Annotated in this window: 15 protein-coding genes and 1 pseudogene; 4 read left to right on the top strand and 12 right to left on the bottom strand. The window is 63.1% G+C overall.

All coding sequences use genetic code 11. From position 1 onward, the window contains the following. Positions 1-3 precede the first annotated feature (3 nt). The 4 genes and pseudogenes from ACFVTG_RS10370 to ACFVTG_RS10355 form a co-directional block, all read right to left on the bottom strand. Positions 4-1056: pseudogene (locus tag ACFVTG_RS10370) on the bottom strand (glutamine synthetase family protein); the annotation flags it as partial. Next, a complete protein-coding gene (locus ACFVTG_RS10365; protein WP_390280119.1) occupies positions 1050-1181 on the bottom strand; it encodes a hypothetical protein in 132 nt (43 codons plus the stop codon). The pseudogene ACFVTG_RS10370 and the gene ACFVTG_RS10365, both read right to left, overlap by 7 nt. After that, a complete protein-coding gene (locus ACFVTG_RS10360; protein WP_284752949.1) occupies positions 1178-1912 on the bottom strand; it encodes a FadR/GntR family transcriptional regulator in 735 nt (244 codons plus the stop codon). The genes ACFVTG_RS10365 and ACFVTG_RS10360 overlap by 4 nt, the downstream gene beginning before the upstream one ends. Before the next feature lie 59 nt (positions 1913-1971). Further along, on the bottom strand, positions 1972-3516 hold the full coding sequence (locus tag ACFVTG_RS10355) for an amino acid permease (protein ID WP_390280117.1): 1545 nt from the start codon (positions 3514-3516) through the stop codon (positions 1972-1974). A gap of 137 nt (positions 3517-3653) precedes the next feature. Here ACFVTG_RS10355 and ACFVTG_RS10350 point away from each other — a divergent pair, with 137 nt between their 5' ends. From ACFVTG_RS10350 to purM, 3 genes are all read left to right on the top strand, one after another. Beyond that, complete coding sequence (locus tag ACFVTG_RS10350; protein WP_284752947.1) at positions 3654-4037, top strand: hypothetical protein; 384 nt, start codon at positions 3654-3656, stop codon at positions 4035-4037. A gap of 62 nt (positions 4038-4099) precedes the next feature. Continuing rightward, positions 4100-5719, top strand: coding sequence for an amidophosphoribosyltransferase (gene purF, locus ACFVTG_RS10345; protein WP_284752946.1), 1620 nt, complete (start codon positions 4100-4102; stop codon positions 5717-5719). Further along, complete coding sequence (gene purM, locus ACFVTG_RS10340) at positions 5716-6873, top strand: phosphoribosylformylglycinamidine cyclo-ligase (RefSeq protein ID WP_390280114.1); 1158 nt, start codon at positions 5716-5718, stop codon at positions 6871-6873. Before purF ends, purM begins: the two co-directional genes overlap by 4 nt. A gap of 67 nt (positions 6874-6940) precedes the next feature. Here purM and ACFVTG_RS10335 read toward each other — a convergent pair whose 3' ends face one another. The 7 genes from ACFVTG_RS10335 to ACFVTG_RS10305 all read right to left on the bottom strand — a co-directional run bounded on the left by ACFVTG_RS10335 (position 6941) and on the right by ACFVTG_RS10305 (position 12872). Next, positions 6941-7726 carry a VOC family protein gene (locus tag ACFVTG_RS10335; protein ID WP_390280112.1) on the bottom strand — a complete coding sequence of 262 codons (786 nt, stop codon included), beginning with the start codon at positions 7724-7726 and terminating at the stop codon, positions 6941-6943. A 29-nt stretch (positions 7727-7755) separates the two neighbouring features. After that, the gene (locus tag ACFVTG_RS10330) at positions 7756-8736 is read right to left on the bottom strand and encodes a TIGR03086 family metal-binding protein (RefSeq protein WP_390280110.1); all 981 of its coding nucleotides are present in this window, start codon (positions 8734-8736) and stop codon (positions 7756-7758) included. Continuing rightward, complete coding sequence (locus ACFVTG_RS10325) at positions 8733-9062, bottom strand: ArsR/SmtB family transcription factor (RefSeq protein WP_390280108.1); 330 nt, start codon at positions 9060-9062, stop codon at positions 8733-8735. The genes ACFVTG_RS10330 and ACFVTG_RS10325 overlap by 4 nt, the downstream gene beginning before the upstream one ends. Before the next feature lie 64 nt (positions 9063-9126). After that, a complete protein-coding gene (locus tag ACFVTG_RS10320) occupies positions 9127-9927 on the bottom strand; it encodes an amino acid ABC transporter ATP-binding protein (protein WP_390280106.1) in 801 nt (266 codons plus the stop codon). Further along, a complete protein-coding gene (locus tag ACFVTG_RS10315; protein WP_390280104.1) occupies positions 9924-10910 on the bottom strand; it encodes an amino acid ABC transporter permease in 987 nt (328 codons plus the stop codon). Before ACFVTG_RS10315 ends, ACFVTG_RS10320 begins: the two co-directional genes overlap by 4 nt. Continuing rightward, a complete protein-coding gene (locus ACFVTG_RS10310; protein WP_390280102.1) occupies positions 10907-11851 on the bottom strand; it encodes an ABC transporter substrate-binding protein in 945 nt (314 codons plus the stop codon). The genes ACFVTG_RS10315 and ACFVTG_RS10310 overlap by 4 nt, the downstream gene beginning before the upstream one ends. After that, the gene (locus tag ACFVTG_RS10305; protein WP_390280100.1) at positions 11838-12872 is read right to left on the bottom strand and encodes a succinylglutamate desuccinylase/aspartoacylase family protein; all 1035 of its coding nucleotides are present in this window, start codon (positions 12870-12872) and stop codon (positions 11838-11840) included. Before ACFVTG_RS10305 ends, ACFVTG_RS10310 begins: the two co-directional genes overlap by 14 nt. A gap of 112 nt (positions 12873-12984) precedes the next feature. Here ACFVTG_RS10305 and ACFVTG_RS10300 point away from each other — a divergent pair, with 112 nt between their 5' ends. Continuing rightward, positions 12985-13611 (top strand): GntR family transcriptional regulator, encoded by a 627-nt coding sequence (locus ACFVTG_RS10300; protein ID WP_284752937.1) that lies wholly within the window; start codon positions 12985-12987, stop codon positions 13609-13611. Positions 13612-13767: 156 nt separating this feature from the next. Here ACFVTG_RS10300 and ACFVTG_RS10295 read toward each other — a convergent pair whose 3' ends face one another. Continuing rightward, positions 13768-14001 carry a DUF3073 domain-containing protein gene (locus tag ACFVTG_RS10295; RefSeq protein ID WP_028265518.1) on the bottom strand — a complete coding sequence of 78 codons (234 nt, stop codon included), beginning with the start codon at positions 13999-14001 and terminating at the stop codon, positions 13768-13770. Positions 14002-14120: the final 119 nt, after the last annotated feature.

Here is a 14120-nt window from a genome sequence, read left to right as displayed (position 1 = left end):
CGCCTACAGCCTTTCGAAGCCGCGGCGGAGCTCCCAGTCCGTGATGGCGGACTCAAAAGCTGCCAGTTCGACGTCGGCGTAGTTCACGTAGTGCCGCACCACTTCCTCACCGAACACTTCCTTGGCGATCACGGAGTTGGCGAACAGATCCCGGGCTTCCCGCATCGTCGTCGGAACGGTGGGAGCGCCCGAAATGTAGGCGTTGCCGGTGGTTGCCGGTTCGAGTTCGAGCTCATTTTCGATTCCGTAAAGGCCGCCGGCAAGCATGGCCGACAGTGCCAAGTACGGGTTGACATCGCCACCCGGCAGCCGGTTTTCCAGCCGTGCGCTCTGCCCATGCCCCACGAGGCGCACGGAACAGGTGCGGTTGTCGAGGCCCCAGGCCACCGCCGTCGGAGCGAACGAGCCTTTGACGAACCGTTTGTAGGAGTTGATGTTGGGAGCGTAGAAGAGCGTGAATTCCCGCATCGTGGCAAGCACGCCGGCGATGAAGTGGTCGTAGGTCTTGGTGCGGGCGCCGGTGGCCTTGTCCCAGAAGACCAGCTCGTCGTCGAGCCCGCGAAGGGACAGGTGGATGTGGCAGGAATTGCCCTCACGCTCGTTGGGCTTGGCCATGAAGGTAATGGATTGGCCCATGTCATGGGCGATGTCCTTGGCCGCGGTCTTGTAGACGGAATGGTTGTCCGCCGTAGTGACCACCTCGTCGTACTTGAAGGCGATCTCGTGCTGGCCGAAGTTGCATTCACCCTTTGCGGACTCCACTGTCATGCCGGCCGCGTACATCTCGTTCCGGATCCGGCGAAGCAGGGGTTCAACACGGCCGGATCCCAGGAGCGAGTAGTCCACGTTGTATTGGTTGGCAGGCGTGAGGTGCTTGTAGTCCAGGTCCCACGCTTGCTCGTAGGAGTCGTTGTAGACCACAAACTCAAGCTCGGTTCCTGCAAGTGCCTTCCAACCGCGCCCAGCCGCCTTGGCCGTCTGGCGCTTGAGCATGGCGCGGGGTGAAACTGAGACCGGGGTGCCGTCGGTCGTGGACAGATCGCACTGGATCAGCGCACTCCGCCCTCGCCAATCTGCGCCTTGAGTTGCTCAACGGTGAGCATACGGTCATTGCGAGGGTGAACTGTGGTATCTACAGTTTTCGAAATGTCGTTCGGATTGTCGTTCATCGTGGTGCTCATTTCAGTAGTCCCTTGAGTAGTGCGGCGGTGGATTCGCAATGCAATTCCATGACGCTTCGGGCCGCTGCAGGCTCGCCGTCGAGGATGGCCTGCACTATCAATCGATGTTCTTGGTTTGAATGTTCGATGTTCCGTTGCAGGAAAGGGATTTCCGCCAGGAATTCGTGGATCTTGGTCTGGATGGTGGTGCTGGCTTTGTTCAGTTCGGACGACCCCGCAACGGCTGAAAAGGCCAGGTGAAGGCGGGCGTCCGCTTGCCTGTATTCCACCGGTGAACCCGCGTTTTCAACCTCGGCCAGGGAATCAATCAGGAGCTGGCGCTGATCCTCGCTGAGCCGCATCGAGGCCGCCCGCTGGCAGGCCCCGGGTTCAATCACGGAACGGAAGATGAGGATGTCGCTGATTTCCCCCTGCCGGTCCTTGTTGTCGAGGCGCTCCGGCGGCCGCGCGTTGCCAACCGGTTCCACGATGGTTCCGCCGCCCCTCCCCCGGACAGTCGTGACGAAGCCCGCTGCGCGCAACGCACTGATCGCTTCCCGCAGGGTGGCCCTGGAGACCTGCATGCGCTCGGCCAAGTCGCGCTCGGGCGGGAGGCGCTCGCCGGTTTTGAAGATCCCCAACTGGATTGCCGATCCCAAGTGCTCGACACACGATTCGAAGGCCATGTGTCCGCGTACGGGAAGCAAGACCGTCTCCAGCAGGGGGGATTCAATCGGTTCGGCGAACAACATGGTGGCCTTCCTTGTTGGGAGGCCACCGGCGGAGAACCGCCGGCGGCCCGCGAGTGTTGCTAGTTGAGCAGCTTATCCGCGTCGATCGTCAGGTGCTCCTGCTCGGCACTCGTCATGAACGTCCGACGCCCCGTGGTGTACCACAGCACGGTGGCAAGGAGGAAGACGACCACGACGGCGATCGGCGCGTAGTTGAAGGTGTCGATGGTGATATCTGCGACGGGCGGAAGAACGAAAAGAATCACAATGATGGCGACCCACACAATCGCTACCCAGTTGATCATGGGACTCCATTTCCCGAGGTGCCACGGGCCCGGTACGAAGTCCTTGTTGAGCCTGCGGAGCAACACCGGGGTGATGTACGCGATGTAGAGGCCAATGACGGCCACGCTCGTCACGGCAAAATACGCGGTTGTATTGAACAGGGCGGGGGACGCGAGCACAATCGCGCAGCCAACGCAGAGCCAGATTGAATTTGTCGGGGTGCCACTCCGGGCGTTGACTTTGGCCCAGATGCGGGAGCCTGGCAATGCATTGTCGCGGGAGAAAGCGTAGGTCATGCGTGAGTTGGCGGTCACTGACGCCATGCCGCAGAAGAACTGTGCTCCCACCACGATGGCGAGGAGGAACTTCGCTACGCCGGGGTTGCCCAGCGCATCCAGGAAAATCTGTGCGGGCGGCAAGCCGGTCGGCGTAGCGCCAAGGGTGGTCAGGCCGTCCTCTGAGCCGTTCGGGATCGCCGCGACGAGTGAGTAGAGCAGAATCCAGCCACCAATGATGGAGATGACGACGCTCATGACAATCCCCTTCGGGGCCGCGATGGCTGCGTTCTTGGTCTCTTCGGCAACGTGGGCCGAGGCATCGTAGCCGGTGTAGGTGTACTGCGACATGAGCAGGCCCATGAGGAAGACATACGGCCCGAAGGTGAAGCCTGTTTCGTTGTGCCAGGCGGTCATCGTCCAGTCGAAGGACTGGTGGCTCGTGGGCATGATCCACAGTGCCGCCACGATGATTGCTACACCAACAATGTGCCACCAGGCGGAGACATTGGACAGGAAACTGACAATCTTGACGCCGAAGCTGTTGAGCAGGGCGTGGATGACCATGAGGACGACGAACAGCGCGAACGTACCGCCAGGGGTGGGCTCGACGCCGAAAGTCAGGGCCGCGAAAGCCATCATTGTGGTGGCGCAGCCGAAGTCGATCGCAGCCGTGACGGCCACTTCACCGAGGAAGTTGAACCAGCCGACGTACCAGGCCCAGGCCCTCTTGTTACGTTTGGCGAGCCTGCCCGCCCAGAAATACAGGCCACCGGCTGTGGGGTACCGGGAGCAAACCTCGGCCATGGAAAGGGCCACGCACAGGACCAAGAGACCGACGATGGGCCAACCCAGGTTGATGGCAGCCGGGCCGCCGGACTTGAGCGCAATGCTGAAGGAGGTGATGCAGCCAGCCAAAATCGAAATGATGGAAAACGAGACTGCGAAGTTGGAGAAGCCGGACATGCCGCGATGTAGCTCTTGCTTGTAGCCAAGCTCGGCGAGCGCCGCAGCATCTGCGTCTTGCACAGCCTGCACCTTCGCTGCCGTAGAACGATCACTCATGATTATTCTCTTTCTAAACGGAAGGGGGGGGAACGGGCCGACACCGCTCGCATCGATAGTGACCCACTTCACACCAATCTGTCAATGGTCTGACTTCAGACCACAAACCAACCTTCTCGAACGCTAAGCTGGAAGGCATGGTTTCTGAGGGTTCGAACGCCGACGGCACGTCACAAAACAGCACGTCACACAGCAGCACGGCACACAACGCCGCGCCACAGGACAGCGCCACCGCGGAACGCCGCGGGATCACGGTCCGCCGTGCGCCGAAGTTTGTTCCATTCATGGGACTCGGCGGGGTCCTCGGCATCATCGTCGCCGCATTCGTGGCCTACGGGATCCCGGGCGACGAGAGTTTCGACACCGGGGCGGTGTTCGGGTTCTTCCTTGTGAGCTTCGCCGCGGGTGGCGTGCTGCTGGGCGCCATCGCGGCCCTCGTCCTCGACAAGCTCAGCGTGCAGCGCTCCCGGCGTGCCGTCGTCGAGTCTGTACCCAACCCGACAGACGACGCCGAGGCATAGGATCCCGGTCACAATGTCGCGTGAGGGAAAGTACCACGCCAACATCATGCGACAATTGACCAGTGGCACGTGGCGACGGAAAACTTTCTCATGATCTTCTCCCCGACGAAAAAGGACCTCAGGACGCTTGTGGCGTCTTCGGGGTCTGGGCGCCGGGCGAAGAAGTAGCAAAACTCACCTATTACGGGCTGTATGCGTTGCAGCACCGCGGACAAGAATCGGCTGGTATTGCTACCAGTGACGGCAAACGCATCAATGTCTACAAGGACATGGGCCTCGTGTCCCAGGTCTTCGACGAGACAACCCTGAACACCCTCACCGGGCACCTTGCCGTCGGCCACTGCCGCTACTCCACCACCGGAGCAAGCCACTGGGCCAACGCACAGCCCACCTTGGGAGCAACGGCCACAGGCACCGTTGCCCTCGCGCACAACGGCAACCTGACCAACACCGCTGAGCTCCGGGAAATGATCCTCGAACTCAACGGCGGTCAGCTGACCGGAGAAATGAAGCAGGGCAACACCTCGGACACGGCCCTGGTCACCGCGCTCCTCGAAGGCGAAGAGGGCAAGACCCTCGAACAAACCGCGCTTGAACTGCTTCCCAAGATCCGGGGCGGCTTCTGCTTCGTGTTCATGGACGAAGGCACCCTCTACGCCGCCCGCGATACCTTCGGCATCCGCCCCTTGTGCCTTGGCCGCCTCGAGCGCGGCTGGGTTGTCGCCTCGGAGCAGTCCGCCCTCGCAACCGTCGGCGCGAGCTTCATCCGCGAGATCGAGCCCGGCGAGTTCATCGCCATTGACGAGAACGGCGTCCGTTCCCAGCGTTTCGCGGAAGCGACGCCGGCCGGTTGCGTATTCGAGTACGTCTACCTTGCGCGCCCCGACGCTGCGATTGCCGGGCGCTCCGTGTACGAGTCCCGCGTGGAGATGGGCCGCCAGCTGGCCCGCGAAAACACCCAGGTAGCGGACATCGTCATCCCGGTCCCCGAGTCCGGAACCCCGGCAGCGGTCGGCTACGCCGAGGAATCCGGCATCCCGTTCGCGCACGGCTTCGTCAAGAACTCCTACGTGGGCCGCACGTTCATCCAGCCCTCGCAGACCTTGCGCCAGCTCGGCATCCGGCTCAAGCTCAACGCCCTCGAATCCGTGATCCGCGGCAAGCGCGTGGTGGTGGTGGATGACTCGATCGTCCGCGGCAACACCCAGCGCGCCATCGTCAGGATGCTCCGCGAGGCCGGCGCCGCTGCCGTCCACGTCAAGATCTCCTCCCCGCCCGTCCAGTGGCCCTGCTTCTACGGCATCGACTTCGCGTCCCGCGCTGAACTGATCGCCAACGGTGCCACCATCGAGGAAATCTCCCAGGCCATCGGAGCCGATTCGCTGGCTTACATTTCCGAAGACGGCATGATCGGCGCCACCCAGCAGCCGCGCGAACGCCTCTGTACCGCCTGTTTCACCGGCCAGTACCCCATCGCACTTCCGGGTTCGGACAAACTGGGCAAGAACCTCCTGGAGCGCACCGACCTCGGCGGGCTGCCGACGTCGGGCATCTCCGCCGAAGCCGTAACCGCGGACTCGGACGACCCGGCCAACAAGCCCGGTGCCACGGGCTGTGATCCCGGACCCGACGCCGAGTTTGAGAACCTGCTGACCGACGCCGATAAGAAAGAGTCTGTATGACCTCCGCATCCTCCGCCGCTGAGAACACAACCGGCATCACCTACGCGTCCGCCGGCGTCGACGTCGAAGCGGGCGACCGCGCCGTCGAACTCATGAAGGACGCCGTCAAGGCGACCCACAACAGCTCGGTGCTCGGCGGCGTCGGCGGCTTCGCCGGCCTGTACGACGTCTCGAAGCTGCTCACGTACAAGAGGCCGCTGCTGGCCACGTCCACGGACGGCGTCGGCACTAAGGTTGCCATCGCCCAGGCCATGGACATCCACGACACCATCGGCTTCGACCTGGTCGGCATGGTGGTGGACGACATCGTGGTGGTGGGTGCAGAGCCGCTCTTCATGACCGACTACATCGCGTGCGGCAAGGTTGTCCCCGAGCGCATCGCGGACATCGTCCGCGGCATCGCCGCCGCTTGCTCCGTGGCGGGCACTGCCCTCGTGGGTGGCGAAACCGCTGAACACCCGGGCCTGCTAGGTGAGCACGAGTACGACGTCGCCGGTGCGGCTACCGGTGTTGTCGAAGCCGACGCCCTGCTTGGCCCGGACCGCGTCCGCGCCGGCGACGTCGTGATCGGCATGGCTTCCTCGGGCCTGCACTCCAACGGCTACTCCCTGGTCCGCCGCGTGATCAACCACGCCGGCTGGGCCCTGGACCGCCAAGTCTCCGAACTCGGCCGAACCCTGGGCGAAGAACTGCTGGAGCCCACCCGCGTCTACGCCGCCGACTGCCTGGACCTCGCCCGCGCGTTCCCGGTCAGCGGCCTGGCTACTGCGCCGGCCGTCCACGGCTTCAGCCACGTCACCGGCGGTGGCCTCGCAGCCAACCTGGCCCGCGTCCTGCCGCAGGGCCTCGTGGCCACGGTTGACCGCGCCACGTGGGAACTGCCGGCCATCTTCAAGCTGGTCTCCGAGCTCGGCAATGTGCCGCTGGCCGACCTTGAGCGCACGCTCAACCTCGGTGTCGGCATGGTGGCCATCGTGTCCCCCGAAATCGCCGACGCCGCCGTGGCCCGCCTCAACGAACGCGGCCTGCCGTCGTGGATCATGGGTACCGTCGAAGCGGACTCCGACTCGATCATCAAGAGCGGCCCGGACTACGTCCAGGGCGCCAAGGGTGTCGACGGCGGGGCCGTGCGCCTCGTGAACGCCTACGCCTAAAGGTTCTTAAGCCAAAGAGTGCCCACCCAATTGCCGATCCGGCAGTTGGGTGGGCACTCGCTTTTGCTTAGGAGCTTTCGCCGGCCATCACGCTGAAGGCCGCTCCGGCAGGATCGCCGAGAACCGCCATGCGGCCGATGCCGGGCACATCGAAGGCAGGCGCGAAGACCTGGGCTCCGAGTTCAACAGCCTTCGCCACGGACTCGTTGACGTCAGCCACATTGAAGTAGGTCATCCAGAACGGCGGCATACCCTCCACGGGCTGCTTCATGGCGCCGGCCACGGACTTCCCGTCCACAACAAGCTGGGTGTATTCCTGCAGGTCGCCGGCCGCGGCCGTCTCGCTGGAGCACCCCGTCACGGATTCGTAGAACGCCACGGCCTTGGCGACGTCGTTTGTTTGCAGCTCGCTCCAGACCACCGTGCCCGGTTCATTGACCAACCCGGCGCCGTGGTGGTTTCCTGCCTCCCAGAAACCAATCTGAGCACCCGTCGGATCGGCGGCGAAGAACATCCGCCCGCTCCCGTTGGGGACGCTGTCCGGCGGGAAGAGGATGTTGCCGCCTGCCGCCGTCGCGCGCTCAGCGGCTTCATCGACCGAGTCGACGGCGAGGTAGTTGGCCCAGAAGGACGGCGCCCCGGCCGCAGCCATGTCCGGCATCTGCTGCATCAGGCCCGCCACATAGCGGTCCTGCAGCTTGGCCATGTAGTAGGTCATGCCGTTGCCGGCATCCATCGCGTCCAATTCCCAGCCGAACAGATCACGGTAGAAGGCCTTGGAAGCCTCGATGTCCGACGACGACAGGTCCACCCAACACGGAGTTCCCTGCTTGTAGCTATCAACCTGCGGCATTGCTATCCCTTCGTTGAGTAGCCTTGAGCTTAGGCGTGAACTGCCCGGCCCGTGAAAGCGACCAAGCGCTCCAGGCTGGACGCCGTCTCGGCGACTTCCTGGGCCGGGGCGAAGCTCCCGCTGGCGCGGACCTGCTCGCTGATGGTGTTCTGCGAGAGGACCTCGACGTAGTCGGTGAGCTCATCCGCCACCGACACCTCGAGGCCCAAGGCCTTGGAGAAGTCCCAAGCGTGCACCAGGAACTCGAGGTTGAGGATGGAGGCGACTATCGTGGCCGGCAGTTGTGCGAAGCCCATGTCGACCGTGCCTTCGAGACCGCGGCGGTAGAAGGCTTCCAGCGTCGGTTGGGCGAGGTCGGCGATGCGAACCTCAGGCGACTTTCCGGCGTCGTCGGCTACTTCGGCGCCCAAGGCCTTGGCGATGTTGGCAATTGAGCCGGCAAGGTGGTCGAGCAACTGCGAGACGTTGAAATCGGCGCACGGAGTCTGGGTCCGCGCGTCGGCTTCCGTGACGCGCGCCAGCACTCGCTGCACGATGGCAAGCGTGGCGTCCGCGGAGGTGAGCTCATTGAGATCGGCAGGGGCAGCTGCCCATTCGTCGGCACCGGCGTCGCCCGTGGAGGCCTCGGCGAGGAGACGGTCGAGGTAGTGGTTCCAGCCCTCGGCGTGGCCTGCAAGAGCTTCCGGAGTCGGAAGGCCTTCGTGCACCAAGCGCACGGAGGTGCCGCCGTCGGCCGGCTCAAGGGTGATGGCTACCGTGGAGACGTTGTCCGCCGGCGCTTCGGGCTGCTCCCAGCCCCAGGTGAAGACGACGCGCTTGCCCGGCTCGATTTCGGTGAACGTTCCAGCCGCGTGGTGACCCGGGGTGATGGTCCAGCGGTACTCGCCGCCAACCTTCAGGTCGACGCGGGCGGCAACGGCCTGCCAGCGGCGGAGGCGTGCGGGCTGCGTGATGAGTTCGAACGCCTGGTCGACGTTGAGGGGAAGAAGAACGGTCTTGTCGTAAATCATGGTGATTCCTCTGTTGTTTGAAGGCGGTCGGTGGTGAAGTTTTGTGCGTCAGCGAGGAGCATGTCCAGCTCAGCGGTCCAGAACTGCTCAAAAAGCAGCCGGAGTTCCCTCATCCCGGCATTGTCCAAGCGGTAGAAGCGGTTGCGTCCCTCTTTGCGGGCAGCAACGAGGCCTACCTGCTCCAGCAACAACAAGTGCTGCGAGACGGCGGATCTGCTCACCGTGAATTCGCCGGCCAGCTCGGTCACGGTGCGCTCGCCCGCCGCAAGCAGGTGCAACAGACGCCGCCTATTCGGCTCCGCGGCAACTTCCAGTCGGTCGAGCATGATTAATACGTTAGCCATCACTAACGCATATTGTCAATCTTTTCCGAGAGCGCACTATCAACAACTACAGAACCGCGGACAAGAACGCCTTGGTCCGCTCGTGCTGCGGGTTGCCGATGACCTCTTCGGCGGGACCTTCCTCAATGATCCGGCCGCCGTGCATGAACACCACGCGGTCCGCCACGTCGCGGGCAAACCCCATTTCGTGCGTCACAACAATCATGGTCATTCCCGTCCGGGCCAGGTCCTTCATCACCCTGAGGACTTCGCCCACCAGCTCCGGATCCAGCGCCGACGTCGGCTCGTCAAACAGCATCAGCTTCGGCTGCATGCACAGGGCCCGGGCGATCGCCACCCGCTGCTGCTGCCCGCCCGAGAGGTGCCGCGGATAGGCCTCCGCCTTCTCCGACAGACCCACCTTCTCCAACAAATCCAACGCCCGACGGCGGACATCCGCCTTGCGCTGCTTGAGCACCCTGAGCGGGGCTTCCATCAGGTTCTCCAGCACAGTCATGTGCGGGAAGAGGTTGAAGTGCTGGAAGACCATCCCGATATCGGTGCGGTCCGCGCAGATTTCGTTGTGGGACTGTTCGTGGAGCTTGTCGCCTTTGATCCGGTAGCCCACGGCCCTGTCCGCTACCCACAACAGCCCGCCGTCGATCTTCTCCAGGTGGTTCACGCACCGCAGGAAGGTGCTCTTCCCGGAGCCCGAGGCTCCAATCAGGCAGACCACCTCGCCGCGTTGGACGTGGAGATCGATTCCCTTGAGGACCTCATTGTCGCCGAAACTCTTGCGCACGCCTTCCGCGCGCACCAGCGGAAGCGCTTCCGGCGCCTTCCGGCTTTCCTTCACGTCGATGGTCATGACTGGCCGCCCTTTCCTGAGCGTTGTTTTCCTGAACCCTGTTTTCCTGCGTCCTGCTTTCCGGTGCCCTGCGCGGAGTGGACCCTGAAGAATTTCCGCAACCGCTCGGCGGCGGTCGGCGGGACGGAACGGGACGTTCCTCGCGCGAAGTGCCGCTCCAGGTAGCCTTGGCCCACCGTGAACACCGTGGTGACGATGATGTACCAGATGCTGGCAACCAAGAGCAGGGGGACAACCTGGAGGTTCTTCGAGTAGATGATCTGGGCGGAGTACAGGAGCTCGGGGACAGCCAGGACACTGACCAGCGACGTCATCTTGAGCATGCCAATGAACTCGTTGCCCGTGGGCGGGATGATGACCCGCATGGCCTGGGGCAGGATCACCCTGGTGAGGGTCTGGATGCGGGACATGCCGAGGGCACCCGCGGCTTCGCCTTGACCTTGATCGATGGACTGGATTCCTGCCCGGACGATCTCCGACATGTAGGCAGCCTCGTTGAGGCCCAGGCCAAGGATCGCCGCGGCGAGGGGTGTGATGATCTGGTTGGCGTCGAGGCTGACGCCGGGGATACCAAAGGTGATCTCCGGATACAGCGCCGACAAGTTGAACCAGAACAACAGCTGGACCAGGACGGGGGTGCCTCGGAAGATCGTCACATAGGCGCTTGCCGAGGCCTTGACCACGGGGTTTGCCGAAAGCTGCATGACCGCAAGCACTACGCCAAGCCCCACCCCGACAGCCATGCAGACAACCGTCAGGAACAGGGTGATGCCGATCCCGTTGACTATGGCAACGTCACGGAAATACAGGGCCACCTTGTCCCAGCCGAAACGGGGATTGCTCACCGCGGAAACAAGCAACAGGATCACGACGGCGCCTACCGCAGTGCCAGCCACCCATCGCCAGGGGTGCCTGGCCGAGACCACGGTGAACTGTCCGCGGTCCGTTGTTCCCATCTTGGGGACGGTGATCACGGTGCTCATTTCGCACCACTCGCGTCCACGGCATCAGCGCTGATGGTCACCGAGTCCGGGATTCCGTACTTCGCATTGATCGCCTTGTACGTGTCGCCAGCGATCAGCGCCCTGACGGCCGCGACGATCGCCTTGGTCAGGGGCGAGCCCTTGGGCATGGCGATACCTACCGGCGTCGGTTCGAAGTCCTGGTTGCCGGCGAGCTCGAAGGCACCGCCGCAAAGCTTGCTTGCGTAACCCATGCCAACAAGGCCTGAGAGGACGCTGTCCACGCGGCCGGAGATGAGTGCCAGGTTGGCTTCGTTCTGGGAGGGAAACAACTGGATGTCGATCGGCGCTTTGCCAGCGACGACGCACTGCTTCGAAAACGCCGGAAGGGTCTCGATCCCTTGCGTGGTCCCCTTTTCGCCACCCACCTTCGTGCCGCACAGCTTCATCGCGTCGAGGGCCAGCTTCTTGGGGTTGCCGGCCTTGACGGCAAGGCCGGAGCCGCTGCTTTGGTAGGAGGCGAAATCGGCATTCATCTTACGCTCGGCCGTGACATTGAAACCCGAGATGCCGACGTCGTACTTGTTGGAGCTCACGCCCGGGAGGATGGTATCGAAGGTCGCGGGAACCATCTTGACTTCGAGCCCCAGCGTCTCGCCGACTGCTTTCGCAAAGTCCGCGTCCCAGCCGACAACCGTCTTGCTGTCAGCCGCGTAGAACTCATAAGGCGCGAAGGTGGGGTCGGTGCCGACCACCAATGTCCCCTTGGCCTTGACGTCCGGGGGCAAGAGATTCGCGGCGGACTTGTTGAAGGGCGCCGCCGGAATCGCAGCGTCCTTGCCGGGAATCGAACTGGCGGCGGCTTCCTTGCCGGCGTCGAGTGAAGCCGTGGTGCAGCCGCTGAGCCCGACGGCGGCGGCCAGCAGCAGAGCGGATGTGGAGATGTATCTAGGACGGTTCATGATTGCCTTTCTCATAGCTTGTTCCGTGGTCAACGGCGATGTTGACCACAGTGGTGCCGACATTGACGAGGGCGGGATGCCGAACGATTGCGACCACCCCGTCAATGGGTGCAAAGAAGTCTTTTGGTGGACGCTCGAGTTCTTCCACTGAGTGAACCCGGGCCACGAGGTCTCCGGCCACAACTTTCTGGCCAAGTTCGACCACCGGCTCGAGGATGCCTGCCATCGTGGAATGGACCGCGGACTGGGCAGTGAGTTCGACCCACTGGATCGGGGCTCCGGTCTCCGGAAGCCCGGCGACCTTGAGCACGCCCCAGTGGCCAAGCAGCGAACGTAGCCCCTTCCGGGCCCTGTTGAGGATCGCCAGGGACACGGTTCCCCTGCCGCCGAGTTCGGTCGAGATCATCGGCACGCCCGCCTGATCGGCCGCGCCGCTGATGGAGCCCGCCTTGAGCATGGGCTTCACCGCGACGGAATAAGGGGCATTGAACGCGGCCACCGCCGCCGTCTTCTCAGCCCACAGCTCCGGCGTCGGTCCTTGGTAGACGAACGCGGACGGAACATACTCCGAGGCAATTCCACCGGAGTGGATGTCCATCACAAAGTCAGCCATGGGGATGAGTTCTTCGGCCACAATCGAGGCGATCTGCAGGGCCGGTCCGCCGTCGGCACGGCCCGGGAGGGCACGGTTCAGATTGACCCGGTCCACGCTGGAAACACGTCTTCCTTCGCGGACAGCAGCGATGTTGAGGGCAGGCAGAATGATCAACCTCCCGGTCACCTCATCCGGGTTCAAGGTGCGGATGAGTTCCTGGAGCAGGATCTGGCCTTCATATTCGTCACCATGCGTACCGGCGATCAAGAGGACCGTGGGGCCGTCCCCACCGCTCAGGACCGCGATCGGCGAGGGGATGACAGCGGCGTCGTTCTCGTTGTCCGAGTGTTCGATCTCCAGGTAACCCAACCGCTTGCCGACGGCGGCAAAATCAATGCCGGGTATGCGTGGAATGTGCAGGCTCATAGGGCAACTTTCATCGGGGTTGGTAGGATTGGATTCACTGTATACAGTGAATCCTGTGATGTAAAGCACGTAGGATTGAGCAAGTTTTGATACCGAAAAGGGGATGAGGCGAATGGCCGCGCAAGCTGCCAAGGGGATGCGGCCACTGAGCGAGCACGTCTACGACAGGATCAGCAATGAGATCGTCAACGGCGTGGTCGAGCCTGGCGCTCCCCTGGTCCAGGAACAACTGGCCGAAGAATACGGCGTTTCCCGGACGCCTGTCCGCGACGCCCTGAACCGCTTGGTCCACGAAGGACTCGCCACTTTGGTCCCAGGCGCAGGATATTTTGCGACGACACTGACCCGCTCAGCTGTCGAGGAAGTCTACGAGGTGCGCAAGGCCCTCGAGATCATGGCCATCAGGCAGTGCGGGGCCAAATACACAAACCTGCAGCTCGCCCGGCTCGAACTGCTTATCGCCGAGGGTGCGGCAAGCGCGGACCCCGAGGAACTCTTTACCGCGACGCGGGCGTTCCATTTGGGCCTGGCCGCGCCTGCCCCCAACGGATTCCTGCTGAAAACGCTCGAATCCGTCTGGGACAACCCCGTTCAACGGCTCATCAGCCGCTCGTATCCCTTGGACGACGCCAAGCTTGAGCGCGTCGCGGACGCCCACCGGAAGATCCTGGCTGCAGCCCGCGCCAACGACCTCGAAACCCTGATCCCCTTGCTGGATCTGTGCCACGAGAAGGACTGACCGGCAGAAGGAGACGAAAAAGGCCCGTAGCGCACGCCGATTATGGCGCGCCCTACGGGCTAGATCGTTTTGGGTGGCATCCGGGGATGCCAAATGACTTCGTGTACGACGGCGGTACGCAACTCGATGCCGAAAGGCACCTGATTGTTGCTACAGCTATCCGATGCGGCGGGTGTCTACCTCGTCGTCATCGTCTTCCAAGTCCTGTGCGTACTTGTCCTCGTAAGCCGAGTAGTCCGGCTCCGGCGGATCATCCGCGAATCGGCTCGTCGCACGACTTGATGGCCCGGTCAGCTCGCGCTGAAGGGCAGAATAGTCAGTGTTCGGGGAGTAGTACTTGATGTCCCGAGCCTGCTTGGTAGCTTTTGCCTTTTGACGGCCGCGCCCCATGGCGTGACCCCCTTTTGTACTTGGACCGGAGGTGGTCACCTTGGCTATCGGTGAGGCCCCGGAATGTTTGGTCAATTTGTCGTATGTCTAGATTACATGCTTTCTGGAGCAACTGCTTG

Source organism: Arthrobacter sp. NPDC058127 (genome assembly GCF_042884555.1).
GTDB lineage: Bacteria > Actinomycetota > Actinomycetes > Actinomycetales > Micrococcaceae > Arthrobacter.
The sequence above is the reverse complement of the archived record's forward strand: the minus strand, read 5'-3'. Positions and strand labels throughout refer to the sequence as shown.

Excerpts from the sequence above, each read along its gene's own strand:
- ACFVTG_RS10365 (WP_390280119.1), bottom strand. The coding sequence starts at position 1,181 with ATGAGCACCACGATGAACGACAATCCGAACGACATTTCGAAAACTGTA.
- ACFVTG_RS10360 (WP_284752949.1), bottom strand. The coding sequence starts at position 1,912 with ATGTTGTTCGCCGAACCGATTGAATCCCCCCTGCTGGAGACGGTCTTG.
- ACFVTG_RS10355 (WP_390280117.1), bottom strand. The coding sequence starts at position 3,516 with ATGAGTGATCGTTCTACGGCAGCGAAGGTGCAGGCTGTGCAAGACGCA.
- ACFVTG_RS10350 (WP_284752947.1), top strand. The coding sequence starts at position 3,654 with ATGGTTTCTGAGGGTTCGAACGCCGACGGCACGTCACAAAACAGCACG.
- purM (WP_390280114.1), top strand. The coding sequence starts at position 5,716 with ATGACCTCCGCATCCTCCGCCGCTGAGAACACAACCGGCATCACCTAC.
- ACFVTG_RS10335 (WP_390280112.1), bottom strand. The coding sequence starts at position 7,726 with ATGCCGCAGGTTGATAGCTACAAGCAGGGAACTCCGTGTTGGGTGGAC.
- ACFVTG_RS10330 (WP_390280110.1), bottom strand. The coding sequence starts at position 8,736 with ATGATTTACGACAAGACCGTTCTTCTTCCCCTCAACGTCGACCAGGCG.
- ACFVTG_RS10325 (WP_390280108.1), bottom strand. The coding sequence starts at position 9,062 with ATGCTCGACCGACTGGAAGTTGCCGCGGAGCCGAATAGGCGGCGTCTG.
- ACFVTG_RS10320 (WP_390280106.1), bottom strand. The coding sequence starts at position 9,927 with ATGACCATCGACGTGAAGGAAAGCCGGAAGGCGCCGGAAGCGCTTCCG.
- ACFVTG_RS10315 (WP_390280104.1), bottom strand. The coding sequence starts at position 10,910 with ATGAGCACCGTGATCACCGTCCCCAAGATGGGAACAACGGACCGCGGA.
- ACFVTG_RS10310 (WP_390280102.1), bottom strand. The coding sequence starts at position 11,851 with ATGAACCGTCCTAGATACATCTCCACATCCGCTCTGCTGCTGGCCGCC.
- ACFVTG_RS10305 (WP_390280100.1), bottom strand. The coding sequence starts at position 12,872 with ATGAGCCTGCACATTCCACGCATACCCGGCATTGATTTTGCCGCCGTC.
- ACFVTG_RS10300 (WP_284752937.1), top strand. The coding sequence starts at position 12,985 with ATGGCCGCGCAAGCTGCCAAGGGGATGCGGCCACTGAGCGAGCACGTC.
- ACFVTG_RS10295 (WP_028265518.1), bottom strand. The coding sequence starts at position 14,001 with ATGGGGCGCGGCCGTCAAAAGGCAAAAGCTACCAAGCAGGCTCGGGAC.